23 protein-coding genes and 2 pseudogenes are annotated in these 24610 nt (G+C 64.1%); 18 read left to right on the forward strand and 7 right to left on the reverse strand.

Translation table 11 applies throughout. The annotated features are described in order from the left end of the window. Window positions 1–17 precede the first annotated feature (17 nt). Window positions 18–923: a LysR family transcriptional regulator gene (locus tag ACZK33_RS19735; protein WP_049461842.1), complete on the reverse strand. Its 906-nt coding sequence runs from the start codon at window positions 921–923 to the stop codon at window positions 18–20. 129 nt (window positions 924–1052) lie between these two features. On the opposite strand from ACZK33_RS19735, the gene ACZK33_RS19740 reads away from it, so the two are divergent. Further along, the gene (locus ACZK33_RS19740) at window positions 1053–2156 is read left to right on the forward strand and encodes an alkene reductase (protein ID WP_423175557.1); all 1104 of its coding nucleotides are present in this window, start codon (window positions 1053–1055) and stop codon (window positions 2154–2156) included. Between the two features lie 59 nt (window positions 2157–2215). After that, window positions 2216–2632: a VOC family protein gene (locus ACZK33_RS19745; RefSeq protein WP_277779163.1), complete on the forward strand. Its 417-nt coding sequence runs from the start codon at window positions 2216–2218 to the stop codon at window positions 2630–2632. 12 nt (window positions 2633–2644) lie between these two features. Here the strand turns inward: ACZK33_RS19745 and ACZK33_RS19750 are convergent, their stop codons facing one another. Beyond that, the gene (locus tag ACZK33_RS19750; RefSeq protein ID WP_121504393.1) at window positions 2645–3340 is read right to left on the reverse strand and encodes a DAPG hydrolase family protein; all 696 of its coding nucleotides are present in this window, start codon (window positions 3338–3340) and stop codon (window positions 2645–2647) included. 75 nt (window positions 3341–3415) lie between these two features. On the opposite strand from ACZK33_RS19750, the gene ACZK33_RS19755 reads away from it, so the two are divergent. After that, window positions 3416–4078, forward strand: a complete 663-nt coding sequence (locus ACZK33_RS19755; protein WP_049421841.1) for a TetR/AcrR family transcriptional regulator — start codon at window positions 3416–3418, stop codon at window positions 4076–4078. Window positions 4079–4129: 51 nt separating this feature from the next. On the opposite strand, the gene ACZK33_RS19760 is transcribed toward ACZK33_RS19755, so the two are convergent. Together ACZK33_RS19760 and ACZK33_RS19765 are read right to left on the reverse strand one after the other, a co-directional pair. Beyond that, window positions 4130–4792 (reverse strand): SMI1/KNR4 family protein, encoded by a 663-nt coding sequence (locus tag ACZK33_RS19760; protein WP_236494380.1) that lies wholly within the window; start codon window positions 4790–4792, stop codon window positions 4130–4132. A 129-nt stretch (window positions 4793–4921) separates the two neighbouring features. Then, window positions 4922–5806 carry a LysR family transcriptional regulator gene (locus ACZK33_RS19765; protein ID WP_125895894.1) on the reverse strand — a complete coding sequence of 295 codons (885 nt, stop codon included), beginning with the start codon at window positions 5804–5806 and terminating at the stop codon, window positions 4922–4924. Between the two features lie 107 nt (window positions 5807–5913). On the opposite strand from ACZK33_RS19765, the gene ACZK33_RS19770 reads away from it, so the two are divergent. Together ACZK33_RS19770 and ACZK33_RS19775 are read left to right on the forward strand one after the other, a co-directional pair. Beyond that, window positions 5914–6972: an NAD(P)-dependent alcohol dehydrogenase gene (locus ACZK33_RS19770; protein ID WP_032129891.1), complete on the forward strand. Its 1059-nt coding sequence runs from the start codon at window positions 5914–5916 to the stop codon at window positions 6970–6972. Between the two features lie 116 nt (window positions 6973–7088). Beyond that, window positions 7089–8180 carry an NnrS family protein gene (locus tag ACZK33_RS19775; RefSeq protein WP_423175559.1) on the forward strand — a complete coding sequence of 364 codons (1092 nt, stop codon included), beginning with the start codon at window positions 7089–7091 and terminating at the stop codon, window positions 8178–8180. 907 nt (window positions 8181–9087) lie between these two features. Here the strand turns inward: ACZK33_RS19775 and ACZK33_RS19780 are convergent. After that, a complete protein-coding gene (locus tag ACZK33_RS19780) occupies window positions 9088–9378 on the reverse strand; it encodes a hypothetical protein (protein WP_132810775.1) in 291 nt (96 codons plus the stop codon). Between ACZK33_RS19780 and ACZK33_RS19785 the strand changes: the two genes are divergently transcribed. The 6 genes and pseudogenes from ACZK33_RS19785 to ACZK33_RS19810 all read left to right on the forward strand — a co-directional run bounded on the left by ACZK33_RS19785 (window position 9371) and on the right by ACZK33_RS19810 (window position 15531). Beyond that, a complete protein-coding gene (locus ACZK33_RS19785) occupies window positions 9371–10060 on the forward strand; it encodes an ATP-dependent Clp protease proteolytic subunit (RefSeq protein WP_132810776.1) in 690 nt (229 codons plus the stop codon). The genes ACZK33_RS19780 and ACZK33_RS19785 overlap by 8 nt on opposite strands. Before the next feature lie 203 nt (window positions 10061–10263). Further along, a complete protein-coding gene (locus tag ACZK33_RS19790; protein ID WP_423175561.1) occupies window positions 10264–12372 on the forward strand; it encodes a peptidase domain-containing ABC transporter in 2109 nt (702 codons plus the stop codon). After that, entirely contained in the window at window positions 12369–13649 is a 1281-nt protein-coding gene (locus ACZK33_RS19795) for an HlyD family secretion protein (RefSeq protein WP_423175562.1), read from the forward strand. The genes ACZK33_RS19790 and ACZK33_RS19795 overlap by 4 nt, the downstream gene beginning before the upstream one ends. Before the next feature lie 271 nt (window positions 13650–13920). Next, a pseudogene (locus ACZK33_RS19800) lies at window positions 13921–14046 on the forward strand (IS5/IS1182 family transposase); the annotation flags it as partial. A gap of 626 nt (window positions 14047–14672) precedes the next feature. Next, a pseudogene (locus tag ACZK33_RS19805) lies at window positions 14673–14903 on the forward strand (NnrS family protein); the annotation flags it as partial. 31 nt (window positions 14904–14934) lie between these two features. Then, window positions 14935–15531, forward strand: coding sequence for a GrpB family protein (locus ACZK33_RS19810; protein WP_423175564.1), 597 nt, complete (start codon window positions 14935–14937; stop codon window positions 15529–15531). A gap of 45 nt (window positions 15532–15576) precedes the next feature. Here ACZK33_RS19810 and ACZK33_RS19815 read toward each other — a convergent pair whose 3' ends face one another. Further along, the gene (locus ACZK33_RS19815; RefSeq protein WP_032129893.1) at window positions 15577–16941 is read right to left on the reverse strand and encodes a glutamate--cysteine ligase; all 1365 of its coding nucleotides are present in this window, start codon (window positions 16939–16941) and stop codon (window positions 15577–15579) included. Between the two features lie 152 nt (window positions 16942–17093). On the opposite strand from ACZK33_RS19815, the gene ACZK33_RS19820 reads away from it, so the two are divergent. The 3 genes from ACZK33_RS19820 to ACZK33_RS19830 all read left to right on the forward strand — a co-directional run bounded on the left by ACZK33_RS19820 (window position 17094) and on the right by ACZK33_RS19830 (window position 20450). Then, window positions 17094–17798, forward strand: a complete 705-nt coding sequence (locus ACZK33_RS19820; protein ID WP_049421856.1) for a VIT1/CCC1 transporter family protein — start codon at window positions 17094–17096, stop codon at window positions 17796–17798. After that, on the forward strand, window positions 17795–18619 hold the full coding sequence (locus ACZK33_RS19825; RefSeq protein ID WP_423175565.1) for a helix-turn-helix transcriptional regulator: 825 nt from the start codon (window positions 17795–17797) through the stop codon (window positions 18617–18619). The genes ACZK33_RS19820 and ACZK33_RS19825 overlap by 4 nt, the downstream gene beginning before the upstream one ends. 856 nt (window positions 18620–19475) lie before the next feature. Continuing rightward, window positions 19476–20450, forward strand: a complete 975-nt coding sequence (locus ACZK33_RS19830) for an MBL fold metallo-hydrolase (protein WP_478453777.1) — start codon at window positions 19476–19478, stop codon at window positions 20448–20450. Window positions 20451–20547: 97 nt separating this feature from the next. Here ACZK33_RS19830 and yihA read toward each other — a convergent pair whose 3' ends face one another. Continuing rightward, window positions 20548–21150, reverse strand: a complete 603-nt coding sequence (gene yihA, locus ACZK33_RS19835) for a ribosome biogenesis GTP-binding protein YihA/YsxC (protein ID WP_041864681.1) — start codon at window positions 21148–21150, stop codon at window positions 20548–20550. A 155-nt stretch (window positions 21151–21305) separates the two neighbouring features. Here yihA and ACZK33_RS19840 point away from each other — a divergent pair, with 155 nt between their 5' ends. From ACZK33_RS19840 to ACZK33_RS19855, 4 genes are all read left to right on the forward strand, one after another. Then, complete coding sequence (locus ACZK33_RS19840; protein ID WP_180838418.1) at window positions 21306–22106, forward strand: c-type cytochrome; 801 nt, start codon at window positions 21306–21308, stop codon at window positions 22104–22106. A gap of 106 nt (window positions 22107–22212) precedes the next feature. After that, window positions 22213–22863, forward strand: a complete 651-nt coding sequence (locus ACZK33_RS19845; protein WP_049400466.1) for a thiol:disulfide interchange protein DsbA/DsbL — start codon at window positions 22213–22215, stop codon at window positions 22861–22863. A 106-nt stretch (window positions 22864–22969) separates the two neighbouring features. Further along, entirely contained in the window at window positions 22970–23800 is an 831-nt protein-coding gene (locus tag ACZK33_RS19850) for a thiol:disulfide interchange protein DsbA/DsbL (RefSeq protein WP_423175713.1), read from the forward strand. A 53-nt stretch (window positions 23801–23853) separates the two neighbouring features. Further along, window positions 23854–24591 (forward strand): endonuclease/exonuclease/phosphatase family protein, encoded by a 738-nt coding sequence (locus tag ACZK33_RS19855; RefSeq protein WP_005419292.1) that lies wholly within the window; start codon window positions 23854–23856, stop codon window positions 24589–24591. Window positions 24592–24610 lie beyond the last annotated feature (19 nt).

The following is a 24610-nucleotide window of genomic DNA, read 5'->3' on the forward strand; positions in this document are numbered from 1 at the left end:
CGGTGTACGGGCCCCGCTCAATCAAACAGACCTTGTTCCGCCAACCGGGTCAGCTCATCCACCACGTAGCGCACCTTCGGCCGCAGGTGACGCGTCGGTGGCCACAGCGCATGGATGTCGATGTGCCGCTGCATGTGTTCGTCCAGCACCGATTGCAGCACGCCGGAATCGAGATGGCGGCGCACCAGTGAAATGGGCATCTGGCAGATGCCGAGGCCGGCGATGGCCGCTTCGATCACCGCGTCGCCATCATTGAGTTGATAGGGCGCACTGGGAATGAACGTTCCCTCGTCCTCCTCGCTGCCGATCCGCCACCAGATCGGTTGCCCGTGGCGGAAGCCGACGATGCTGCGGTGCTGCGCCAGTTCCTGCACCGTGCGCGGCACGCCATGCGCCTGCAGGTACGCCGGCGATGCGCAGGTGACCAGGCGCTGGCGCCCCAGCCGGCGCGCGACCAGGTGCTCGGCCTGGTGCAACCCACCGAAACGGATCAGCAGGTCGATGCCCTCTTCGACCGGATCGACGAAGTGATCGGTGAAGGTCATCGTCAACTGCAGGTCCGGATACTGGCGGCACAACCGCAGCAGCACCGGCAGCACCACCAGCCGCCCGAACGAGGACGGCATGTCGATGCGCAGCCGCCCGCTGGGCAGGCCCGCCGAACCCAGACAGGCCTCGGCCGCGGAGATTTCTTCCAGCGCCGCCGCACAGGAGGCGTAGTACGCCTCGCCATCAGTGGTCAGTGCGATGCGCCGCGTAGTGCGATGGAACAGGCGCACCCCCAGCCGCGCTTCCAGACGGGCGATGGCCTTGCCCACCGCCGAGCGCGAGATGCCCAGCGCGTCTGCCGCCTCGGTGAAGCTGCCCGAGCGTGCGGTCGTGACGAACGTGACCAGGCCATTCAAGGATTCCAGCGGCAGCATCGTTCGCACCCCATTGGGGACAAATAGTCCCCCACCAAGGGAGATCGAAGCGCTTTATGCGCCCGCATGTCAACTCCATCCTGTGTGCATCGCGCCGCTGGCGCTCTTCCCCGCACCGAGATGACCGACATGACCGCCGCCCTGTTCCGCCCGTTCGACCTGTCAGGAACCGCCCTGCGCAACCGCATCGCGATGGCCCCGATGACACGTGCCCGCAACCCCGGCTCGGTCGCCAATGAGCTCACCGCGCAGTACTACCGGCAGCGCGCCAGCGCCGGCCTGATCATCAGCGAAGGCACGCCGGTCTCGCTGCAGGGCCAGGGCTACATCGATGTGCCGGGCATCTGGTCGGCCGAACAGGTGGCCGGGTGGAAGCTCGTCACCGAGGCGGTGCATGCCGCGCAGGGCACGATCTTCGCCCAGCTCTGGCACGTCGGCCGCATGTCGCATTCCTCGCTGCAGCCCGGGGGTGGGCAACCGGTCAGCGCCGGCACCCGCCCGGTGGCCAGCGCACCGAAGAACACCTCGTTCGTGTACCTGGACGACGGCAGCCGCGGCCACGCCGATCCCACCCCGGCACGTGCACTGGAGACTGCGGAGATCCCCGGCATCATTGACGACTTCGTACGCGGGGCGGACAACGCCATTGCCGCCGGCTTCGACGGCATCGAACTGCATGCCGCCAACGGCTACCTGTTCGAGCAGTTCCTCAACCCGCTCATCAACGAACGCGAGGACCGCTACGGCGGCTCGCTGCCGAACCGCGCGCGATTGATCCTGGAGACGGTGGATGCGATGGCCCAGCGCATCGGCGCGCACCGAATCGGCGTACGCCTGGCACCGAACAACCTCACCTTCGACATGCCGTTCTACCCCGACAACGAAGCCACCTATCTGTACCTGGCCGAGGAACTGGGCAAGCGCGGGCTGGCCTATGTGCATCTCAACGACAACCTGCAGGCGGGGCAGTCGGTGCTGGGCGAGGCGTTCCTGCAGCAGTTCAAGCAGGTCTACGGTGGCACGTTGATCCTGGCCGGTGGCATGACCCGCGAACGCGCCCTGCAGCTGGTCGAGGCCGGCACCATCGACCTGGCCGCATTCGGCCAGCCGTTCATCGCCAACCCGGATCTGGTCGAACGCCTGCAGCACAACGTCGCGCTGGCCACGCCCGACCGCAATACCTATTACGGTGGCGGCGAGGCAGGCTACCTCGACTACCCGCGCGCGCAGTAGAGCCACGCGATGCGTGGATGCGGGCGTACACTGCCCACCCGCATCCACCGGATCTGGCCATGGATACGCCCACCGCATCGTTCATCGTCAACCTCGATGTCCCCGATCTTGCCGCTGCCGAGGACTTCTACATCCGAGTCTTCGGCCTGCGCATCGGGCGCCATCTAGGCCCAGGCGCCGTGGAGCTGCTCGGTGGGCCAACGCCGCTGTATCTGCTGCAGAACGAGGCCGGCAGCGCCGCCACCGAAGACGGCGACGTGCGCGACTACGAGCGCCATTGGACGCCGCTGCACCTGGACTGGGTGGTGGATGACATCGAAGCCGCACTGGTCCGTGCGGTTGCGGCCGGGGCGACGCTTGAGCAGTCCGTGCGCGAGCGCCGCTGGGGGCGCATCGCCGTGCTGGCCGATCCGTTCGGGCATGGCTTCTGCCTGATCCAGTTCAGCGGCGAAGGCTACAACGCGCTGGTCGAATGACCGGCGCGCCGTTCACCACGGCAACGGCACTGCTTCACCGTTGGCGCGCTCACCGTAGTACAGCGACGGCAGCAGGCGCGAGAGGAAACTGAACTCCGTGTAGCAGTGCTTGAGCAGGCCCAGGCCGACCGCATCGCCGGCATCGCGCTGCGGATCGGTGCTGTCCAGGCCGAGCACGAAGCGGCTGCGCAGCACACAGCCAAACGGCGTATCGCGCGCGACATGCAGCATCTGCCCGTCGCAGGGATCACCGTTTGCATCCAGGCGTACGTGATCTCCGAAGCCGATGCGCGCGGCGATCACTGCCGATACATCGCCTGCATCCTGTGCCACCTGCAGGCGCTCGGGCACCAGCAACGTGCGCGGGTCATGGAACTTCAAACGCGCCGCCACCGGCGGGATGTCGGCCAGCGATTCCACCGCGTGGATGCTGGCACCGTGGTAGCTGCGTCCGCGCTGCCAGGCCGCGTCCCAGCCGCGATGCTCGACATGATCGACCGGATGCCACCAGCGGATGTGCTGTGTGGTCTCGAAGAAGGTGAACCACCAGTCCAGCATGCGGCCCTTGCAACCGTGCAGATCGGTACGCACCGCCACCAGCAGGGTGCCATCTTCGCGGCGCTGGATGCCGGTTTCCAAGCGCATCGGTGCGGGGTCGAGCAGATCGTGGTGGTCCAGCCAGGCGCGGGCGTTCACAGCGGTATCCATCGGGGTCTCCTGCATGTCGGGAGACCTGACAATACGGAAACGCTCTTCGTTTCGCAATTATCCGAATGCGGTAAGATGGGCGCAATGAACAGCACCACCCTGCCCGAGCCACCCTCACCAATCCGCCGCCGCGGCCGCCCTGCGCGGCCGGAAGCCGAAGTCCGCCACGCGGTGCTGCAGGCCACGCTGGAGCTGCTGCTGGCACAGGGTTACGAGGCCACCACCATCGAAGCGGTGGCGGCGCACGCCGGGGTAGCGAAGAAGACCGTGTACCGCCACGCCAGCAACCGCGAAGAACTGGTCGGGTTGGCCGTGCGCGAGTGGACCGACGGCTTCGCGCCGCAGTTGCAGCGCGATGCGCACGACGCCGATGAGGTGATGCCGTTGCTGCAGGCCATCCTGCACGCGGTGTGCGCGCAGGCACTGTCGGCGCAGGCAGTGCAGGTATTCCGCCTGCTGGCCACCGACTTTCCCGGCAAGGACGCGCTGCTGCAGGCCTATCTGGACAATGGCATCGAACGCGGCCGTGCGCTGCTGGCCGACTGGCTGGCGCGTCAGCAGCAGCGCGGGCTGCTGCGCGAGGGAGATGCCGCGTGCATGGCGCGGCTGATCCTGGCGATGGCCGTGGCCGAGCCGCTGCGCGAACGCGTGATCGGTGTGGTGGCCGAGGATGCGCCGGTAGAGGTGCATCTGCGTGATTGCCTGGAATTGTTGGCACCCGTACTGCAGGTGCCGTAGCAGACCGCATCCACGCATGGCGAGGTTCTACAGGCAGCGCTTCGGATCAGGTCACGCCTGCACGTAGGGCATTTCGCTGTCGATACCGTCGAACGCGATCAGCTGCAGCAGCGGCTGCACGTCCTCGTCACTGATCTCACCCGCAGTGATGTCATCCACGCGTGCATACAACGCCTCCAGCGCCGCTACCTGGTCCCCTCGCAGCCAGCCACGATGGGTACCGAGCCAAGCCTGCAGATTGGTTCCGATATCGCCCTCCGAAAGCAGCGAATCCTCTTCCTCCAGCTCCACCACCGCTTCGGCCATCTTGCGGAACAGGAAGTCCTGGAAGTTCGCGGCCAGCAGATCGGCGCGATCATCGTCATGCCAGACCAGCAGCACCGGCGACTCGCTGGAACCCGGTGCATTGGTCCAGAAACAGTAATGATCACCCGCGCCGGTGCGCGCGAACGGCAGCAGTTTCAGGTCATCGCGCAGCGGGTTGTAATGATCTTCGGCAGTCAGATCTTCCCACGCTGCGCGCAGTTCGCTTGGCTCGATCGGTTCATAGTCGTTGGCATACAGCAGTACCGGCGGCTGCGGCTGCACCTGCGGGAACACCGTGCGGTACCAGTTCGGGCCCTGCTCGCCCCAGCTGAAACGGTTGCCTTCCACCAGCTGGCGGAACAACGGCGGGAAGGTCTGGCCGGAAGCCTGTTCGAGATCGGCGAGCATGCTCAATGACGTCCTTTTGTTGAGAAGACTCACTCTAGCGGGTGAACGCCATCCACGCATGGCGTGGATCTACCCGGAAAGCTCTCGTTGGAGCCGGTCATTGGACGGCACTGCGCCATCCACCGCGATTCACTCGCGCAGCATATCCACGAACGCACGCAGCGCACCGGGCATCTGCCGCTGCTTCGGGTAGTACAGCGCGAAGCCGGCGAACGGCTCGCTCCAGTCTTCCAGCACCGCCACCATCTGCCCCGATTCGATGTAGGGCCGCGCGGTGTCTTCCAGCACGTAGGCCAGGCCGATGCCATCGAGTACCGCGCCGACCACGGTGCCCTGCTCGCCCAGCGTCAGCCGTCCGGGCACGTCGATCTCCAGCGCCTGCCCACCGCGCTCGAACTGCCACTTGTACAGGTGCCCGCTGGCGAAGCGGAAGCGGATGCATTCGTGCGCAGCGAGATCGCGCGGATGCTGTGGCGCGGGATGCCGCCGCAGATACTCCGGCGAGCCGACAATCAGCCCGCGCAGTGGTGGCCCCATCGGCACTGCCACCATGTCCTCGGGCACGAACTCGTGCAGGCGCACGCCGGCGTCGTAGCCCTCGGCGACGATGTCGACCAGGCCGTCGTTCTCGGTCAGCTCCACCCGCACGTCGGGATGGGCGTGCAGGAAGCGCGCCAGCCGTGGTCCCAGCTGTGTCGCCACCGCCGCACGGGTGGCGTTGATGCGCAGCAGGCCGGCCGGTGCGGCGCGGAACTGGTTCATCTCCTCCAACGCATCGTGCACCTGCCCCAAGGCCGGCTGCAGGCGCTCCAGCAGGCGCTGCCCGGCCTCGGTCAGGGCCACGCTGCGGGTGGTGCGATGAAACAGGCCCACCCCCAACCGTTCTTCAAGCGCGCGGATCGCATAGCTCACCGCCGAGGTCGACAGCGCCAGCTCGGCGCCGGCACGGCGGAAGCTGCGGTGGCGGGCGACTGCGGCGAACGCAGCCAGGTGGGAGAGATTGTCAGTGGCCATGATTGTGCAGTTTCACTTGATGAATCATGCCGATATCCGGGCTTTTTGCCGCTGGGTACGGGGCGTATTGTAAAGCGCCTTTCGACAAACCCTGCCAAGGATTCCCCATGTCCCTCGCCCGTGGTTACGCCGCCCATTCACATACCGACCCGCTGATCCCCTACGAGTTCGAACGCCGCGCGGTCGGCCCGGACGATGTACGTATCGAGATCCTCTACAGCGGCATCTGCCATTCGGACCTGCACCAGGCCCGCGACGACTGGGGTGGCTCGATCTACCCGATGGTGCCGGGCCACGAGATCATTGGCCGCGTCACCGAGGTCGGCAGCAACGTCACCCGCTTCAAGGTGGGCGACCACGCCGGCGTGGGCTGCATGGTCGACTCGTGCCGCCACTGCGACGCCTGCGAGCACGACCTGGAGCAGTACTGCGCCGAAGGCGCGACCTGGACCTACAACGGCCGTGAACGCGAAAGCGGCGCGCCGACCTACGGCGGCTATTCCGACCACGTGGTGGTCGAACAGCGCTTCGTGGTGAAGGTGTCCGAAACGCTGGACCTGAAGGCCGCCGCGCCGCTGCTGTGCGCCGGCATCACCACCTGGTCGCCGCTGCGCCACTGGAAGGTCGGCCCGGGCCAGAAGGTCGGCGTGATCGGCCTCGGTGGCCTCGGCCACATGGGCGTGAAGTTCGCCAAGGCCCTCGGCGCGCACGTGGTGATGATCACCACCACGCCGGAAAAGGGTGCCGATGCCAAGCGCCTGGGCGCCGATGAAGTGCTGGTCTCGCGCGATGCCGCGCAGATGAAGGCGCACGCCGGCAGCTTCGACTTCCTGCTCAACACCATTCCGGTTGGCCATGACACCAACCCGTACATGGGCCTGCTCAAGCGCGAGGCCACCATGTGCCTGGTCGGCGTGCTGACCGAACTGGATCCGCCGCTGACCGGCGGCAGCGTGATCTTCGGCCGCAAGCACCTGACCGGCTCGGCGATCGGCGGCATGGCCGAAACCCAGGAAATGATGGATTTCTGCGCCGAGCACGGCATCGTCAGCGATGTCGAGATGATCGACATCAAGAACGTCAACGAAGCCTGGGAGCGCATGGCGAAGAACGATGTGCGCTACCGCTTCGTGATCGACATGGCGACGATGAAGAACGCCGCCTGATCGATCGGCGACTGTGAACGAAGAACCCCGGCACTGCCGGGGTTTCTTGTTTGCGTTGCACGGCCCGTCCGCCGGGCCATGCCCGGCGAGCGAAGCGGTTGCCTCCCTCCTTGGGCATGACGAAGATCAAGGACCCGGCCACCAGCCGGGCGCAGACTCGCTGCATGGCCCGCCTGCCCTCCCCTGCGATGCTGATGCGCGCGCCGCACCGGCTGCTGTTCTTCATCGGCGCCAGCAACCTGCTGCTGGCGATGCTATGGTGGGCGTTGTGGCTGGGCGCGCTGCGCGGGCTGTGGGCACCACAACCGCCGCCCCTACCTGCGGCCTGGCTGCACGCGCTGCTGATGCAGTACCTGGTACTGCCCAGTTTCATCTTCGGCTTCCTGCTCACCGTGTTCCCGCACTGGATGGCACAGCCGGAGCTGCCACGCAGCCGTTATGCGCCGGTCGGCATCGGCCTGTTTGGTGGGCAGGCGTTGCTGATTGCCGCCGCCTGCGGGTGGACACCCGGGCTGTGGCCCGGCCTGCTGCTGGCACTGGCCGGCTGGAGCGCCGGACTGATCGTGCTGGGACGCGTGCTCAAGGCCGCCGGTCCCAACCGCAACTGGCATGCGCGCGCCTGCTATGCCGCACTGCTGCTGGGCTGGCTGGGGCTGCTGCTGTTCATGGCGGTGGGGCGCGGCCACGCCACGCTGATGCCAGTCACGGTGGCACTCGGCACCTTCGGCCTGCTGCTACCGGTCTACCTCACCGTCGCGCACCGGATGATCCCGTTCTTCGCCAACAACGTGGTGGATGGCTATGTGGCGTGGCGCCCGCTGCGCTGGTTGGCTGCGATGTGGGCGCTGCTGATGCTGCGCCTGCTGTTGAGCGCGTTGCAGGTCGACCACCTGCTGTGGCTGGCCGATGCGCCGCTGCTGATGTTGTCGCTGCAGGCGCTATGGCACTGGTGGCCACGCGGGCCGATGCCGGGCCTGCTCGCGGCCCTGTTCCTGGCACTGGCGTGGCTGCCGATCAGCTTCGCGTTGTATCTGCTGCAGGACATCGGCCAGATGCTGGGCCATCCGCAACTGCTCGGCCGCGCGCCGCTGCATGCCCTCGCCGTGGGCCTGTTCGGCAGCCTGCTGGTGGCGATTAAACGGGCAGCTATAGTGCTGCACTTTTACTCAACCTATGGTTGCGCAAGGGCTGAAAACCTTTGGTTGTAAGAGCCCACGGATAGGGCGGGCGTCACCGCTCACTGGCCCTAGCCATCGACCAATGGCAGAGAGCAGCGTCCTGATGCCGGTCCAAACTCGCCGATTCTTAGCAAACGAGCAGACCTCTTGAAGGGACGGAGGAGGAGGACGGCCCTGGAATGCGGACGAAGCATCCAGTTAGTCCTAGCGACTCAGGAGCAGCAGTGGCCGCGATCGCCAGAGTAACGTTCGCATTGTCTCTCAAGCTGCCGGCCAGCGGCAGACGGCCAGCACTACCGCGTAGTTGTTCAGAGCATCCCTGAGTCGGTAGATCCTGGTAACAAACAGCTGTTGCAAATTGCAAAAAGTGAAAGTAGTGTGCAGAACAGGCATAAGGAATGTGACTAAAGCTAATTGACATGCGTAAATTTAGAAAATCGCGGACTTAAGGAAGAATCACTGGTCACTCGGACGCAGTCATCCGCGGACTCCTCAGCCACGCACAGCCACTAGCGACCAAGCCCGCTGCGCGGCCTATTATCACCAATTCCGTGTACCGGGGACGCGTTGCCTGCCGGCGCGAACCCTCGTTTACAAATTGCTTTTCGGGTTCCAGCCCGAGCCTCGGCGCTAGGACTGCGCCAAATTAAAGAAGGAGTTTTAAATGTTCGAACTCGGAACAGCAATGCTGAAGCACGTTGCTGGTGGTCAACAAGCGCCATCGACCTCTACTTCAGGGAACACCACCACTCTCACCTGTCCCGCGGGAACCACTCCGATGGTGGTTGTGTTTGGGCCGACAGGCGACTCAGGCGGTGGAGTTACCGTGACCTGCATTCCTGATAGTCGTAGCCATTCCTAGTTGTCACTGGGGCTTTCATCTACGCGGGGAAGAGCCTGCCAATAAGGTGCCTTTTCTTGCGGGCATACATATCTATCAACAAACACAAACAAACGGAATCGACATGCGCACGATCAAATCAAGTGAAATGGAATTCATCAGCGGCGCTGCACAGGCACCAAATTGCGTGGTAGTTACCGCCAACATTACCGGCTCCAACGGCGTCTCCAGCCAGCAGGTCGCTGTCGTCTGCTCCTGCCCGGAGGGCACGACGATGTCAACCACGACCTCGGGCGGCACCACTACCGCCACATGTAATTGATGGAACCAGGGGACCTCCTGTGAGGTCCCCTGAACGAAGCGAACAGGAGTGAAAGTGGTGATCAACCGCTATTTCTGCCCTCTGGTTCTGTCTGGAATCATCCTGTCGACCTGCCCTAAGCAGGCTACAGCTGAACCAGTTTCCGAAATCAATATATCGTCAGCGTCATCAGCTTGGAACTCATGCCAAGTCTTGAAAAAGGGGGTGGTCTATGTCCAAGGGAGTAACGCTCTATGCGTAAAGGGATATATCGACTACGACCTAGCAGACCAGTTTATGACGCGAGTGAAGAATGCCGAGAGCATTGGACTCTCCATCGATCTTGTTTTAATTGAAAGCCAAGGTGGCGAGCTTCGTCCAGCCATACGGATTGCGAAGAAAATTGAAGAGCTCCATGCCAGCGTGGCTGTTGGCGGGATGTGTGCTTCCTCCTGCGCGCAGTTCGTATTCATGGCAGGGAGACAGAAGCTCCTGTTGAGGCAAAGCCATCTGCTTTTCCATGGCGGCCCTGTTTCCGAGCAGCAGATCAAGAGAATGAACCTTTCCGCCTCCGCAGTCTCCAGCCTGAATCGCCAAAACCTGGAAATGACTGAGTTTTATCAGGAGCGCAACCTCGACTTGCGGATGCTCACGGAACCACCGGCCAAAGTGCAGGCGCGAATTGACGCCGGAGAGATTGTCATGTGGTCTTGGAGCAAGGCCGAGCTTGAGTCCTTTGGCGTTACGGGACTGGCTCTTGAAGAGTGAATACAATTTTCTTGAATTGATTCCATCTCTGATCGCCTCAGATAAAGCCAAATATTGACGCCAAGACGTGTCCGCATTGGAGCCGAGTTCTACTGGCACTCGCGGTACCAGAGAGCCGTTCGGCATATCGCCACAGGCCACCTCAAACAGTGCATTCTGCACGAATCGATTCACCCGTTTCATCGAAACCTGGATCAAGCTACATGGATGTCGTTCTCCAATCTGAAGCGGCTGAGTGCGGAATCGCTTGCTTGGCGATGATCGCCTCGCATCATGGTAATGCCATCGGCCTGCGCGAGATTCGTCGCCGGCACTCATTTTCACTTAAAGGCACCTCTCTCCCTCAGTTAATCGCTGTCGCAGGCAAGCTTGGCCTACAGTCGCGTGCGCTCCGGTTGGAGCTTGACGAGCTGGATCAACTGAAACTTCCCTGCATAGCTCACTGGGATCTCAATCACTTCGTGGTGGTACGCAAAGTTGAGCGGAACACGGTCACCGTCGTGGATCCGGCATTGGGAACGCGCAAGCTCGCAATGAGCGAGTTCTCGAAGCACTTCACCGGGGTTTCCCTTGAGCTACAGCCTGGGGGCGATTTCCGCCGAATCCGTCGCCCGGAACCAACGCCGTTACCTTGGCTTACCGGAAGAATTAGAGGCCTTGGCAGATCGTTGGCCCTGCTGATCGTCCTCTCTCTTTCTCTGCAGATCTTCGTGCTTTCGGCTCCATTCTTTATGCAATGGGTGGTCGACCAGGCACTCGTTGCATCCGATCACAACCTTCTCTCTGTACTGGCCGCTGGCTTCGGCTTGGCGCTTCTCATTCAAGTTGGTATCGGTCAGATCCGCGGCAGGTCGGTCATCTATTTGTCCAGCCGTCTGGGCTCACAATGGTCGGCAAACGTATTTAGCCACTTGATCAAACTACGTCTGGATTTTTTCGAGAAGCGACATCTTGGCGATATAGTTTCGCGGATGGGCAGCGTCCAGGCAATCCAGAGGATCATTACAACCAGCTTCGTTGAAGCGATCATCGATGGGATGATGGCGATCGCGACCGTAATGATGATGATCCTGTACAGCTGGAAGCTCGCTATGATTTCACTAGCCTCAATCAGTGTGTATGCCGTCGCCCGCATGCTTTCTTTCAACGCCTTGAAGCTGGGGACCGAGCAGCAGCTTATTGCCTCCGCGCGCCAGCAATCTCACCTGCTTGAATCCATTAGGGGCATCCAGTCAATTAAGGTTGCAGGACGGGAGTCAACTAGAAGATCACGCTACCTCAACCTGATCAACGACACCGTCAATCAAGACGTCAAGCTCTCCACCTTTGCACTGACGTTCAATGGTTCCGGCCAACTGATCTTTGGAATTGAGCGCATTGTCGTAATCTGGATAGGTGCCACTTTGGCAATGCAAAGTGTCTTTTCGGTTGGGATGCTGATCGCTTATCTTGCATATAAGGAACAATTTTCCCAAAGAGTCGGATCACTCGTAGACAAATGGATCGAGTTCCGCATGCTTAGGCTGCACGGCGAGCGCCTATCGGAAATTGTTTTAGCTGAAACGGAGCCGGAACCTACCAGCAGGGGCCGACGGCTGGATCCATCGGCTCCTCTTAGAATCGATGTCAAAGACCTCGGATTCCGCTACTCGGAATCCGAGCAATGGGTGATACGAAACTGCAGCTTCTCCATTGGTGAAGGGGAGTCAGTTGCTATCGTGGGAGCCTCCGGGTGTGGAAAGACAACCCTTCTGAAAATCCTGCTCGGTCTTCTTCAACCAAACGAGGGTGAGGTCGTAGTTGGCGGCGTGCCGCTGCGGAACCTAGCATCGGACGATTACAAGAGACTGGTGGGCGCTGTAATGCAGGATGATCAGCTATTTGCCGGAACCATTCGAGAGAACATCTCATTTGAAGACGAGATTGCTGACGATTCATGGATCCAGGAGGCTGCAAAACTGGCCGCAGTTCATGACGACATCATGGCGATGCCCATGGCGTATGAAAGCCTCATAGGAGACATGGGGACCTCACTTTCTGGCGGGCAAAAACAACGGATCGTACTTGCACGCGCTTTGTATCGGAAGCCTGGAATTCTATTTTTGGACGAAGCAACAAGCCATCTTGACGTCGAAAATGAGCGAGCGGTCAGCGAGGCCATCAACTCCATGGACTTAACAAGAGTCATTATCGCTCACCGCCCGGAAACCATCGCCAGCGCGGACCGAGTAATTCTGCTTCGCGACGGCAAGGTTATCAACGAGCTCGCTACACAGCAGCATAGCGCATTCGCCCAAGAAGTTCTTTCATGACACTACTCTTCCGCCAGGAAGCCGTTGATGCCAAGCGCGGCAACCAACTGGGTAGCATCTCATTGGTGCAGCCGGTCCGCGCATGGCTGCTCGCTGCATTCTGTCTACTATCAGCCTCCGCACTTGTTTGCTATCTGGTGATGGGTGAGTACACCCGTCGATCCCGCGTGTCTGGAGAGCTCGTTCCCGATCTGGGATTGTCCACGGTAATGGCTCCGTCAGCCGGGGTCATAGCCAGTCTGGCGACGGAGGAAGGCGATCACGCAAACAGGGGCGATGGTCTAGTCCTAGTTAATGTCCCTCGCATAACCGGGAGCGGGGATGATGCCTCGCAGGCGCTACTGAATGCTCAGCAGAGTCGAATAGCCAGCTCCGCCCGATTGATTGACTCCCAAAACCGTCAGATGGCGACGCAGTTAGTGGGAATCACCGAGCAGAGAAATACTTTGCTTCAAGAAATTTCCCAGATCGAGCTGGAGATAAGGACGCGGGGCGATCAGGTCCGCCTGGGGCGTGAAACCTTGCAGCGCTACCAACGGGTCGCCGATCAACGCTATGTGAGTCTTGTACAAGTAAATCAGCAGGAGCAATCATTGTTGGAGATGGTGAATGCCAGACAATTGCTTCAGCGACAGGCCACAACGCTACGCCGTAGCTTGGCTGAGCTTGATCAGCGCATAGCCGAGATCCCTCGACAGCGCGAAGCAGGTATCGCTGCATTTGCCCGTGATACTGCGGCGCTCGAGCAGGAGCGAATCAGAATGGAGACAGATGGCGCAATAATGCTGCGTGCGCCGGTGTCGGGAGTCATTGCAAACCGGATGGTGGAGCCTGGTCAGGCCGTCGAGGCTGGCCAGCCCGTCCTCAGCATTGTTCCGGACGGGTCGCTCCTGAGGGCGCAACTTTTGGCACCTAGCTCAGCCATAGGCTTCATTAAGGCTGGCGACCGCGTACTACTCCGCTACCAGGCATATCCATACCAGAAGTTCGGTACACACGAGGGAACGATACTCCGTGTATCTCGCAGTGCTTTGATTTCAGGAAGTACCAGCACGGATTCCACTGACTCTGTTTATCGCGTTCTCGTAGCACTGGACCAGCAAGCCGTCCTAGCATATGGCAGATCCGAGCCCCTCAGGCCAGGCATGAAACTTGAAGCCGACATTCTCGGTGAGAGGCGAAAATTGTACGAATGGCTTTTGGAGCCACTCTATTCACTAACTGGGAGCATCAGTGTGGCAGGTGTTTCTTCGCAAAGATCCGTCGAGGGCAACTGATTACTGCGGTCCACTCATGCAATGATGGGCAGCATCACCTTTGACTAAACCCGCATGCATTCGTAGCTTTATTGTGGTGTTATGAATATGCATTTCCAAGGGAAATCCCAGCTTGACCGCATCTCACATCCGTAACTAGATTCGCCAAGTATCATCGGCGAATTCAATCTCCAATCTAAGGATGCTCTGAACAACTACTGCGGTAGTGCAGGCCGTCTGCCGTTGGCCTGCAGCTCTCGAGACAATGATGGCACACGTTGAGGAGCCGTCCATACAGTTGACCTTTGGTGATGCCGAGGGACTGGGCAAGCGCAAGCAACCCCGGCGCGAGCTATTCCTTGCCGAGATGAAGCGGGAGGTGCCGTGGGAAGCGCAGCTGGCACAGATCGAGCCGCACTAACCGCGCTCGGGCCGCGTGGGTCGGCCACCTGGTGCCTTGGGCACCGAGCGACGGCGATGATCCCCTCAGGGGCCCGGACTGGCCAAGCAGGGGAAGAGGGATGGAACGAGGTTCGGAGTGGCGTAGGTGGGACCGCATGTCCACATGCCGGGCTCCTCAACGATCAGTTCGGCTCAGGATCGTGGGATGGCTACTTGAATGCATTGGAGCCCCCCCTCCGCTATTGACGCCCTGGGCATTACAAATTACTACTTGCTGGACACCAACGAGTCTGTCATTGCCGCAAAGGCTCAGGGAACGCTCGCCAATATCCCCTCGTCTTTCCGAACGTTGAAGTTCGGCTGGAAGCGCACGCCAAGTCAGGCTACGTCAACGCCCACCTTTTGATCAGCCCTACTGATCCAAACCATGTTCACGAAGCTTATCGATTTTTAGAGCAGCTCACTTTTTCTGCTTATGGCGAACGCTTTAGCTGCAACCGGCAGGATTTGATCCGCTTGGGCAGAAAGGCTGACCCAGGCGTACTGGATGACCTCACTGTGTTGCGCCACGGCGCCGCCCAGTTCCGGGTTAGCTTCCTTAAGCGGCAAGAAGTGCGTCCCAACGAGCCCAATCAGGCACCCCGTGTCACCCAGGGGCATTCCGGGCGACCGCTGGTGATGCCGGCAGTGGCCTGGTTTGCGTTCGTCGCGCTGCAGGCGGTGGCGATCATGCGCATCGTCGCCGAACTGATGCCCGACGCCTATGCGTGGCATTTCGCCGCAGCCATCGGCTGGTTGCTGGCCTTGGCACCGTGGGTGGCGCGGCTGGGCTGGATCTACCTGAGCCCACGGCGCGACGGCAAGCCGGGCTGACATCACCGCCGGGCATGGCACCATGATGGGCATGTCCGATATCCCGCTCGATCCCACCGCAATCACTAGCTTCGCCGATGGCGACCCTGACGAGAATCCCTGGGTTCTCGGCGCGCCGCAGCCGGAAGCGCTGCAGGTGGTGCCTTGGTCCACGCTGTGGGCCGACCAGTTCGAGCAGCAGCGCACGCAGCTTCAGGCGACACTCGGCAACATCGCGCTGGGCATTGAACACGTCGGCTCCACCGCGGTGCCGGGCCTGCCAGCCAAACCGGTACTGGACATCGACCTGCTGGTTGCCGATCCCGCCGACGAAGCGGCCTGGCTGCCAGCGCTGCAGGCACTGGGCTACGTGCTTACCATCCGCGAACGCTCGTGGTACCAGCACCGCATGCTGCGACTGGACGTGCCGCGCGTGAACCTGCACGTGTTCGCACCTGGTTGCGCCGAGCACCTCCGCCACTGCTTGTTCCGCGATTGGCTGCGCAGCCATGAAGATGACCGCAGGCGCTATGCACAGGCCAAGCAGGCAGCACTGCAGGGCAATGCCAACGTGCAGGCCTACAACCGCAGCAAGCAGGATGTGGTTCGCGGCATCTACGCGCGCCTGTTCGCAGCGCGCGGGTGGTGACGCAACGGCAGGTGCCGGCCCCGGTTGGCACCCGCCGGAACAGTGTCAGTACGCGAACTCGCGGAACACCGGATCGACGTCGCCGTGCCAGCGGCCATGGAACAGCGCCAGCTTGCGTTCGGCCGGGGTCAGGCCGGACTCGACGATCTCCTGCAGCACGTCCAGGAACTTGCTCTCGTCCTGGCCGTCGGCATTGCGCGCCGCGCGGCGCTTGAGGCCTTCGACGGAAATCTTCACCGCTTCACGGGCCAGGTCGCGCACGCTGCCAGTGCGGAACGGCAGGTTCATCGCATGCTTCGGCACGCCGTCGCGCAGTGCATGGCGCTCGGCCAGGGTGAAATCACGTACCAGGTCCCAGGCCGCATCCAGTGCGGTGTCGTCGTACAACAAGCCCACCCAGAATGCCGGCAGCGCACACAGGCGGCTCCACGGGCCACCGTCGGCACCGCGCATTTCCAGATACTTCTTCAGGCGCACTTCCGGGAACGCGGTGGTCATGTGGTCCGACCAGTCGCGCAGCGTCGGCAGCGCGCCCGGCAGCACCGGCAGCTTGGCCTGCATGAAATCGCGGAAGCTCTGCCCGCTGGCGTCGTGGTAGATGCCATCGCGGTAGGAGAAATACATCGGCACGTCGAGCAGGTAATCGACATAGCGCTCGTAACCGAAGCCATCCTCGAACACGAAGTCGAGCATGCCGGTGCGGTCGGCGTCGGTGTCGGTCCAGATGTGCGAGCGGTAGCTCAGGTAGCCGTTGGGCTTGCCTTCGGTGAACGGCGAATCGGCGAACAGCGCGGTGGCGATCGGCTGCAGCGCCAGCGACACGCGGAACTTCTTCACCATGTCCGCTTCGGTGGCGTAATCCAGGTTCACCTGCACCGTGCAGGTGCGGGTCATCATGTCCAGGCCCAGCGAGCCGACCTTGGGCATGTAGGCGCGCATGATCTTGTAGCGGCCCTTCGGCATCCACGGCATTTCATCGCGCTTCCATTTCGGCTGGAAGCCCATGCCGAGGAAGCCGAGCTGCAGCTCACCGGCCACCTGTGCCACTTCGTTGAGATGGGTGCCGGTCTCCACGCAGGTCTGGTGGATGGTCTCCAGCGCCGCTCCGGACAGTTCCAACTGACCGGCAGGTTCCAGCGTCACCGAGGCACCATCGCGCAGCAGGGCGATGGTGTTGCCATTCTCCTGCACCGGCTCCCAGCCGAAGCGGACCAGGCCGTTGAGCAGCGCTTCGATGCCGCGCTCGCCTTCAAAGGTCGGCGGGCGCAGGTCATCCAGGCGGAACCCGAACTTCTCGTGCTCGGTGCCGATGCGCCACTGCGCGCGGGGTTTCTCGCCGGAGGCGATCACCTCCACCAGCTGCGAGCGGTCGGTAATGGGTGTATCGGCGACGTGGCTGGGGCTCGACAAGGGGAAGGCTCGCTGGACAGTGGCGGGGGATGTGGGGCTCGGAGCCTTCCATCGCAAGGGCGCACTATAGCGTGGCGACCCGTTGCGTCATGCGACGGAGACGGTTTTCAGCATCCTACCGACGCCCTCTTGACCCTCGTACACTCGGGGCCATGAGCCGCCATTCACGACACCCCGAACTGCACCGCTCCGAGCGCGTCGGCTGGCTGCGTGCCGCCGTGCTGGGGGCCAACGATGGCATCGTCTCGGTGGCCGGCCTGGTGGTCGGCGTGGCCGCCAGCGGCGCCTCCGCAGCGACCATTCTGGCCACCGGCGTGGCTGGCACCGTGGCCGGCGCGATGTCGATGGCTGCTGGAGAGTATGTCTCCGTGCAGACCCAGGCCGACACCGAAGACGCCGACCTGGCGATGGAAAAGCGCGAACTGCACGAAGATCCGCACAGCGAGCTGGAAGAGCTGACCGCGATCTACCGCCACCGCGGCCTGGAGCCGGCGCTGGCGCGGCAGGTGGCCGAGCAGCTCACCGCCCACGACGCACTGGGCGCCCACGCCCGCGACGAGCTGGGCATCACCGATACCCTGCGCGCGCGCCCGCTGCAGGCAGCGCTGGCCTCGGCCGGCGCCTTCACCTGTGGTGCGGCACTGCCGGTGCTGACCGCGCTGCTCGCGCCGGTCGACAAGGTCGCGATGATGACCACCGCCAGCACCCTGCTCGGCCTGTGCCTGACCGGCGCGATGGCGGCCCAGGCCGGCGGCGCACCGCCGGTACGCGGCGCGATCCGGGTGATGTTCTGGGGCGCGTTGGCGATGGCCGCGGCCGCCGGCGTCGGTCGCCTGCTCGGCGCACACGTGACATGACCGCCATGCTGCCCCCGGCCACCGCACTGCTGGCCGAGATGGCCAGTCTGGCGGGCTGTGAGCGCGCCGAAGGCTATGCCTGCATCACCGCCCGTCGCGAGCATGGCGCCAGCTCGGTGGAGATTCCGCAACCGCAGTTCGCGATCCTGCTGGAGGGCCGCAAGCAGGTGCGCACCGCGCACCAGTCGCTGGAATTCATCCCCGGCGACATCCTGCTGCTGACCCAGCGCTGCCGGATCGATGTGGTCAACACGCCCGACCCGGGGACCGGCCGCTACCTCAGTGCCATCGTGCCGCTGTGTGCCGAAGTGCTGGCGGCCGCACGCACGCTGTGGAGCGAGGACCTTCCCGCGCCGGGCCAGGCGATGACACGTCTGCCGTTGATCGACCATGGCCCGGTGCTGCGCCAGTGGCGGCAATCGCTGCAGGACGGCCGCTACAGCGAGGCACGATTGGCGCTGGCCTCGCTGGTATTGACCCTGTGCCGGCAGGGCCACGGCAACCTCTTGCTGCCACAGGCACCGAGCCTGGGCGAACAGATCCGCGACCGCATCGCCGCCGAACCGGCACGCGACTGGCAATCGCGTGATGTGGAAGAACAGTTCGCGCTGAGCGGTGCGACCCTGCGTCGTCGTCTCGCCGCCGAGGACACCAGCCTGCGCCAGCTGCTCACCGAGGCCAGGCTGGCGCATGGCATGCAGCTGCTCTACACCACGGACCTGCCATTGAAAACCGTCGCAGCACGCGCGGGCTACCGGTCTGCGGCGAGTTTCAGCAAGCGCTTCGCCGAGCAGTACGGGCTGGCTCCCACAGACATTTGAAGGGGTTCGGCAGGGCTGCGCCCTGCACCCGCAGAGGCAACGGCAACGGCAACGGCCGAAGCAACAGCAACAGCCGAGGCAACAGCAACAGCGGCTATCCGAGGGAAGGCGGGGCGGTGTGGGTGGGCAGGACACGCCGTAAACCCATCCATGGGGGCTCGATGGCGCCATCCATGGCGCCAACGGTCCTGCCCACCCACACCGCCCCACCTTCGACAGGTTCACTCGGCTGTTGGCAACTGCGGCTTTGTTCCGCGCGGCTGTTGGTAGGTGTCGACCTTGGTCGACACGATTTTTCTCTCAGATATCGAATGAGTCATCCACGCATGGCGTGGATCTACTGTGTCGACCAAGGTCGACACCCACCAGAGCAGTTTGCCGTTCCGACAGATCGCAGAAAACTGTCGAAGGCGGGGTGGGTCCGGTTGCGGGGGCGTGAGCCGCATGGGCCCGAGGCATGCCTCGGGCGGGTTGGGCAGGACGCCCAACCCCGGTCTTGCCGTGTGCGCAGGACAGCGCACACGAGCAAGCGGCGACCGAGCTTACATGGGTGAGGGCGCTTTGCTTGCGAAGCACTGCTTCGCAAGCGCCCGAACGCACAGCCGCCAGCGGCTGGGCCGGGCCCCGGAGGGGGACTTGCAGCGCCCCCCGCAACCGGACCCACCCCGCCATCCCACGGATAACCCGCTGTTGCTGTTGCTTCGGCCGTTGCTGTTGCCTCTACGGGTGCAGGGCGCAGCCCTGCAGACAACACCCCTTCCCTGAGCATTCCGCGTAGTGGTTTGAGCGCCGCACACACGTCGACCACGGCACGCTATACGGCAACGGAACCGCCCGTCGTCCACCGAGAACCACCATGACCCTGCGTCCCCTGCCGCTGCACCGCGCCCTGCTGTTGGCCCTGTCATCCCTGCCACTGGCCGCGCTGGCCGAAACCACGTCGCCTGCCCCCACCCAGCAGGTCCCCGGCGTCTACCACCAGCGCGTCGGTGCGCTGCAGGTCACCGCTCTGTTCGATGGCGTGGTCGCGCTGGGCCGGCAGGAAGTCGTGGACGTGCCGCCGACGCTGGTCAGCCGCCTGCTGGAAGGCCGTTACGTGCCCGAAGACAAGAAGGGCCTGCAGACCGCGATCAACGCTTTCCTGGTGCGCCAAGGCAACCACCTGACCCTGGTCGATACCGGTACCGCGCAGTGCTTCGGCCCCGGCCTGGGCCAGGTGCTGGGCAACCTGCGCGCCTCCGGCGTGGACCCGGCCGAGGTGGATGAGGTGCTGCTGACCCACGCCCATCCGGACCATCTGTGCGGCGTGCTCGACGCGCAGGGCAAGCCGGCCTACCCGAATGCCACGGTGTGGCTGTCCAAGGCCGATGCCGACTACTGGCTCAACCCGGCCAGCGAGGCCAGCGCGCCAAAGGGCGTGCGCTTTGCCTTCCCGCTGGCGCGCAACGCGGTAGCGCCCTATCAGGCCAGCGGCCACCTGCGCACCTTCAGCCCCGGCGATGCCCTGCCCGGTGGCGCGGTGGCGATGGACACCCATGGCCATACGCCCGGCCATGTCTCCTACCGGTTCGACAGCCAGGGCCAGTCGCTACTGGTGTGGGGTGATGTGCTGCACTTCCACGCAGTGCAGTTCGCGCACCCGGAGGCGGCCTTCGAGGCCGATTCGGACCGCAAGGCGGCCATCGCCAGCCGTCGCGGCCTGCTGCAGCAGGCCACCGCCAACGGTTGGTGGGTGGCCGGTGCGCACCTGCCATTCCCCGGTCTGGGCCATGTGCGTGGCGAGGGCAAGGCCTATGCGTGGGTGCCGGCGGAGTATTCGCCGTTGAAATGAGGTGCCGCCGGGCCTGGTGGCGTTGCCGGCCAGCGGCCGGCACTACCGGGCATCAGAGCGGTAGCGCCCGGCTGCCAGCCGGGCGACCGGAAATGCCTTATTCCAGCCCCAGCCAGCCGCCGATGATGCCGCGGGCTTCGTCCACACCGGTGCGGGCGGCGCCGGAGAACACCTGCACGCTGACCGTATCACCGAAGGAGGAGTGCAGTTCCTTGCGCACCTTCTGCAGGGTCTGCATCTGCTGGCTGCGGCTCAGCTTGTCGGCCTTGGTCAGCAACGCATGCGCCGGCAGGCCACGCTGCACGGCATAGGCCAGCATCTGCCGGTCGTAGTCCTTCAGCGGGTGGCGGATATCCATCACCACCACCAGGCCCCTCAGCGCATTGCGGGTGCGGAAGTAGCGGTCGATGAAGGCCTGCCAGTGCGCCTGCAGGTCCAGCGGCACCTTGGCGTAGCCGTAACCGGGCAGATCGACCAGATGGGCTTCCGGGGTCACCTGGAAGAACACCAGCTGCTGGGTGCGGCCGGGGGTCTTGGAGACCCGGGCCAGGCTGTTCTGGCGGGTCAATGCGTTGAGAGCACTGGACTTGCCGGCGTTGGAGCGGCCCGCAAAGGCCACTTCGGCCCCCTCATCGGGCGGCAGCTGCCCCATGTTGTGGGCAGAGAGGTGGTATTGAGCGCGTTCGATGAGCAATGACATGTGCATAGGATCGCATGTTGTGGCACCGCGCGCCCGGCCCCGGGCCCTCCGCCGGGAAAATGCTGCACTGCTGCGTTGACCGTGCGCGGAAACGGCGTTGATAATCCGGACGATGCCGTGGCTGCCGCCCGGCCCGGTCCATACGGAGCTTTAGCATGCGCCACGCTCGCGTTCTTGCCGTATCCGCCCTTGCCACTGCCATAGTTGTTGCCGCTGCTGCGTTCGCGCAGACCACGTTGACCCCGCTGCCCGACAACGGGCCGATCAACACCGCCTCGCTGGAGGTCGATTTCAGCAAGACCCACTGGGGCGATGCCAAGGCCGGCCAGACCAAGGCCTCGGCCTGCGCGGCCTGCCATGGCGCCGACGGCAACTCCACGGTGGAGATGTACCCGTCCATCGCCGGCCAGAGCGAACGCTACGTCGCCCAGCAGATGGCCCTGATCGCCAATGGGCAGCGCAGCTCCGGCGCGGCGGTGGCGATGGTGCCGTTCGTGCAGAACCTCACCCCGCAGGACATGCGCGACATCGGCGCGTTCTTCGCCACGCAGAAGGCCACTGCCGGCATCGCCGATGACACGGCGGTCACCGACGGCCCCTACAAGGGCATGAAGTTCTACGAGATCGGCCAGCAGCTGTACCGTGGCGGCGATGCCAAGCGTGGCCTGCCGGCCTGCATGGCCTGCCACGGCCCCAGTGGCGCCGGTAATCCGGGGCCGGCCTATCCGCACATCGGTGGCCAGCATGCCAGCTATGTCGCGCGCCGCCTGCAGGAATACCAGGCCGGCCAGACCAACGAGACCGACAAGGCGCACTTCCAGATCATGGCTGCGGTTGCGCAGAAGCTGAGCGAGCAGGAGGTGCAGGCGCTGTCGAGCTACCTGCAGGGCCTGCACAACAAGGCCGACGACGTGGCCGTTGCCACCGCGCCGGCACAACCGGCTGCCGCCCCCTGACCACCACTGGTCGGCCCGGGTCGCCACGCCGGCCCGCGGCTGCGGTATGTTTCCTTCACGCCGGCGACCGCGCCGGCGTTGCTTTTTTCAACGGAGATGCGTGTCGATGAGGTTGATTTCCCGCCTGCTGTTGTCTGTGCTGGTGCTGCTGCCGCTGGTAGCCTGCGCCGCCACCCCCGCCAATGCCCCGCTGGTTGAAGGCAAGGACTACGAGCGCATCGCCCAGCCGGGCCCGTTCCAGCCGCTGGCCGGCAAGATCGAGGTGGTCGAGGTCTTCGGCTACACCTGCCCGCACTGCGCCCGTTTCGAACCGCAGCTGGAAGCCTGGGCAGCCAAGCTGCCGGCCGATGTGCGCTTCACTCCGGTACCGGCAGCCTTCGGCGGCGCCTGGGATGCCTGGGCACTGGCCTACTACGCCGCCGACGAAGTCGGCGTGGCCAAGCGCAGCCATGGCGCCGTGTTCAAGGCCCTGCACCAGGACGGCTCGCTGCCGATGCAGAACGTTTCGGCCGATGAGCTCGCCACCTTCTACAAGGCCTACGGCGTGACCCCGGACCGTTACCTGCAGGCCCTGCGCGGCGATGCCGTACAGAAGAAGGTCGATGCCGCCCGCGCGTTCGCCCAGCGCACCAAGATCCCCGGGACCCCGGCGCTGATCATCAACGGCCAGTACCTGGTCCGTGGCGACAGCTTCGACGACCAGCTGCGCATCGCCTCGGCGCTGATCGCCCAGGCCCGCGCCGCCCGCGGCCGCTGAACCAACACCCACCACCGACACGGCGCTGTCGCCGCTGCGTGTCATCATTTCCCCCTGGCCGGCGCATGACGCCGGCCCCACCTTTCCAGATGCTGGAGACGTTTCCATGAAGATCCGTTACGCCCTCGCCCTCGCAGCGCTGCTGCCGATCCTAGCGGCCTGCAAGGCCGACGACGGCAGCACCAACACCACCGCGGCCCCGGCCGAACCGGCTGCAGCTCCGGCGACCACCGAACCGGCCGCTCCGGCCGCGGGTACCGAAGGCGCCGCCCCGGCCGCTGCCGAAGGCGAGAAGGCCGCGGCTGAGGCGGCACCGGCCGCCGCACCGGCCCCGACCACTGCCGCGCTGACCGGCCCGGCCCCGGTGGAAGGCGCCGACTACCAGGTGATCCCGAACGGCCAGCCGTTCCAGCCGGCCGCCGGCAAGATCGAAGTGACCGAGATCTTCGGCTATGTCTGCCCAGCCTGCGCCGCGTTCCAGCCGCTGGTCGGCCCGTGGAAGGCCGGCCTGCCGAGCGACGTGAACTTCGTCTACGTGCCGGCCATGTTCGGCGGCACCTGGGATGACTACGCCCGTGCCTTCTACGCCGCGCAGACCCTGGGCGTGCAGGAAAAGACCCACGAAGCGCTGTACGCCGCCATCCACTCGCAGAAGACCCTGAAGGGCGAGCGCGGCCGTGACTCGGTTGACGACATCGCCAAGTTCTACGGTGCCTACGGCGTGGATCCGAAGCAGTTCGCCGCCACCATGGGCAGCTTCGCGGTGAATGCCAAGACCAACTCGGCCAAGCAGTTCGCCCAGCGCAGCCAGATCAGCGGCACCCCGTCGATCATCGTCAACGGCAAGTACCTGGTGAAGGGCAAGAGCTTCCCGGACATGCTGCGCATTGCCGACCACCTGATCGCCCGCGAACGCGGTGCGGCCCAGGCTCACTGATCCAAGAGAAGCGTTTCCCGGCCGTGAATTCCCCCCGTACACGGACCCTGCGCTTGCTGACGGCCAACATCCAGGCCGGCTCAAGTACCCGCCGCTACAGCGACTATGTGACCCGCAGCTGGTCACATGCGCTGCCGGCGGGCCGCAAGCGCAGCAGCCTGGACGCGATCGCCACCCTGGCGCGCGAACATGACATCGTCGGCCTGCAGGAGGCCGACCCGGGCAGCCTGCGCTCGGGCTTCACCAACCAGACCCACTACCTGGCCCAGCGTGCCGGCTTCAACTACTGGAGCCACCAGCCGAACCGGCGCATGGGCGGGGTCGCCTCCAGCGCCAACGGCCTGCTGAGCAAGCTGGAACCGGTGGAAGTGCAGGATCACGCCCTGCCCGGCCGCATCGGCGGGCGCGGCGTGCTGCTGGCCAAGTTCGGCGACGGCGCCGATGGCCTGGCGGTAGCGGTAGCCCATCTGTCGCTGGGCGCGGGTTCGCGGATGTCGCAGCTGGGCTTCATTGCCGAGCTGCTGTCCGACCATCCCAATGCCGTCCTGATGGGCGACTTCAACTGCCTGGCCGAACGCCCGGAAATGCAGGTGCTGTACCAGAAGACCCGGCTGCAGCCCCCCGGCTGCATCGTGCCGACCTTCCCCAGCTGGCGCCCCGATCGCGCCATCGACCACATCCTGGTCAGCAGCGGCCTGCAGACCCGCACCGTGGAAGCCGTACCGGCCGCGTTCTCCGATCACCTCGCCCTGGCGATGCAGATCGACGTCCCGGCCGACGCCCTGCGCTGACCGCTCCTGGTGGGTGCCA

This window comes from Stenotrophomonas sp. 86156_Sma (genome assembly GCF_056481625.1).

Excerpts from the sequence above, each read along its gene's own strand:
- ACZK33_RS19825 (WP_423175565.1), top strand. The coding sequence starts at position 17,795 with ATGACCGCCATGCTGCCCCCGGCCACCGCACTGCTGGCCGAGATGGCC.
- ACZK33_RS19770 (WP_032129891.1), top strand. The coding sequence starts at position 5,914 with ATGTCCCTCGCCCGTGGTTACGCCGCCCATTCACATACCGACCCGCTG.
- ACZK33_RS19820 (WP_049421856.1), top strand. The coding sequence starts at position 17,094 with ATGAGCCGCCATTCACGACACCCCGAACTGCACCGCTCCGAGCGCGTC.
- ACZK33_RS19790 (WP_423175561.1), top strand. The coding sequence starts at position 10,264 with ATGGATGTCGTTCTCCAATCTGAAGCGGCTGAGTGCGGAATCGCTTGC.
- ACZK33_RS19830 (WP_478453777.1), top strand. The coding sequence starts at position 19,476 with ATGACCCTGCGTCCCCTGCCGCTGCACCGCGCCCTGCTGTTGGCCCTG.
- ACZK33_RS19765 (WP_125895894.1), bottom strand. The coding sequence starts at position 5,806 with ATGGCCACTGACAATCTCTCCCACCTGGCTGCGTTCGCCGCAGTCGCC.
- ACZK33_RS19810 (WP_423175564.1), top strand. The coding sequence starts at position 14,935 with ATGTCCGATATCCCGCTCGATCCCACCGCAATCACTAGCTTCGCCGAT.
- ACZK33_RS19775 (WP_423175559.1), top strand. The coding sequence starts at position 7,089 with ATGACGAAGATCAAGGACCCGGCCACCAGCCGGGCGCAGACTCGCTGC.
- ACZK33_RS19745 (WP_277779163.1), top strand. The coding sequence starts at position 2,216 with ATGGATACGCCCACCGCATCGTTCATCGTCAACCTCGATGTCCCCGAT.
- ACZK33_RS19850 (WP_423175713.1), top strand. The coding sequence starts at position 22,970 with ATGAAGATCCGTTACGCCCTCGCCCTCGCAGCGCTGCTGCCGATCCTA.
- ACZK33_RS19845 (WP_049400466.1), top strand. The coding sequence starts at position 22,213 with ATGAGGTTGATTTCCCGCCTGCTGTTGTCTGTGCTGGTGCTGCTGCCG.
- ACZK33_RS19760 (WP_236494380.1), bottom strand. The coding sequence starts at position 4,792 with ATGCTCGCCGATCTCGAACAGGCTTCCGGCCAGACCTTCCCGCCGTTG.
- ACZK33_RS19735 (WP_049461842.1), bottom strand. The coding sequence starts at position 923 with ATGCTGCCGCTGGAATCCTTGAATGGCCTGGTCACGTTCGTCACGACC.
- yihA (WP_041864681.1), bottom strand. The coding sequence starts at position 21,150 with ATGTCATTGCTCATCGAACGCGCTCAATACCACCTCTCTGCCCACAAC.
- ACZK33_RS19840 (WP_180838418.1), top strand. The coding sequence starts at position 21,306 with ATGCGCCACGCTCGCGTTCTTGCCGTATCCGCCCTTGCCACTGCCATA.
- ACZK33_RS19795 (WP_423175562.1), top strand. The coding sequence starts at position 12,369 with ATGACACTACTCTTCCGCCAGGAAGCCGTTGATGCCAAGCGCGGCAAC.
- ACZK33_RS19740 (WP_423175557.1), top strand. The coding sequence starts at position 1,053 with ATGACCGCCGCCCTGTTCCGCCCGTTCGACCTGTCAGGAACCGCCCTG.
- ACZK33_RS19750 (WP_121504393.1), bottom strand. The coding sequence starts at position 3,340 with ATGGATACCGCTGTGAACGCCCGCGCCTGGCTGGACCACCACGATCTG.
- ACZK33_RS19755 (WP_049421841.1), top strand. The coding sequence starts at position 3,416 with ATGGGCGCAATGAACAGCACCACCCTGCCCGAGCCACCCTCACCAATC.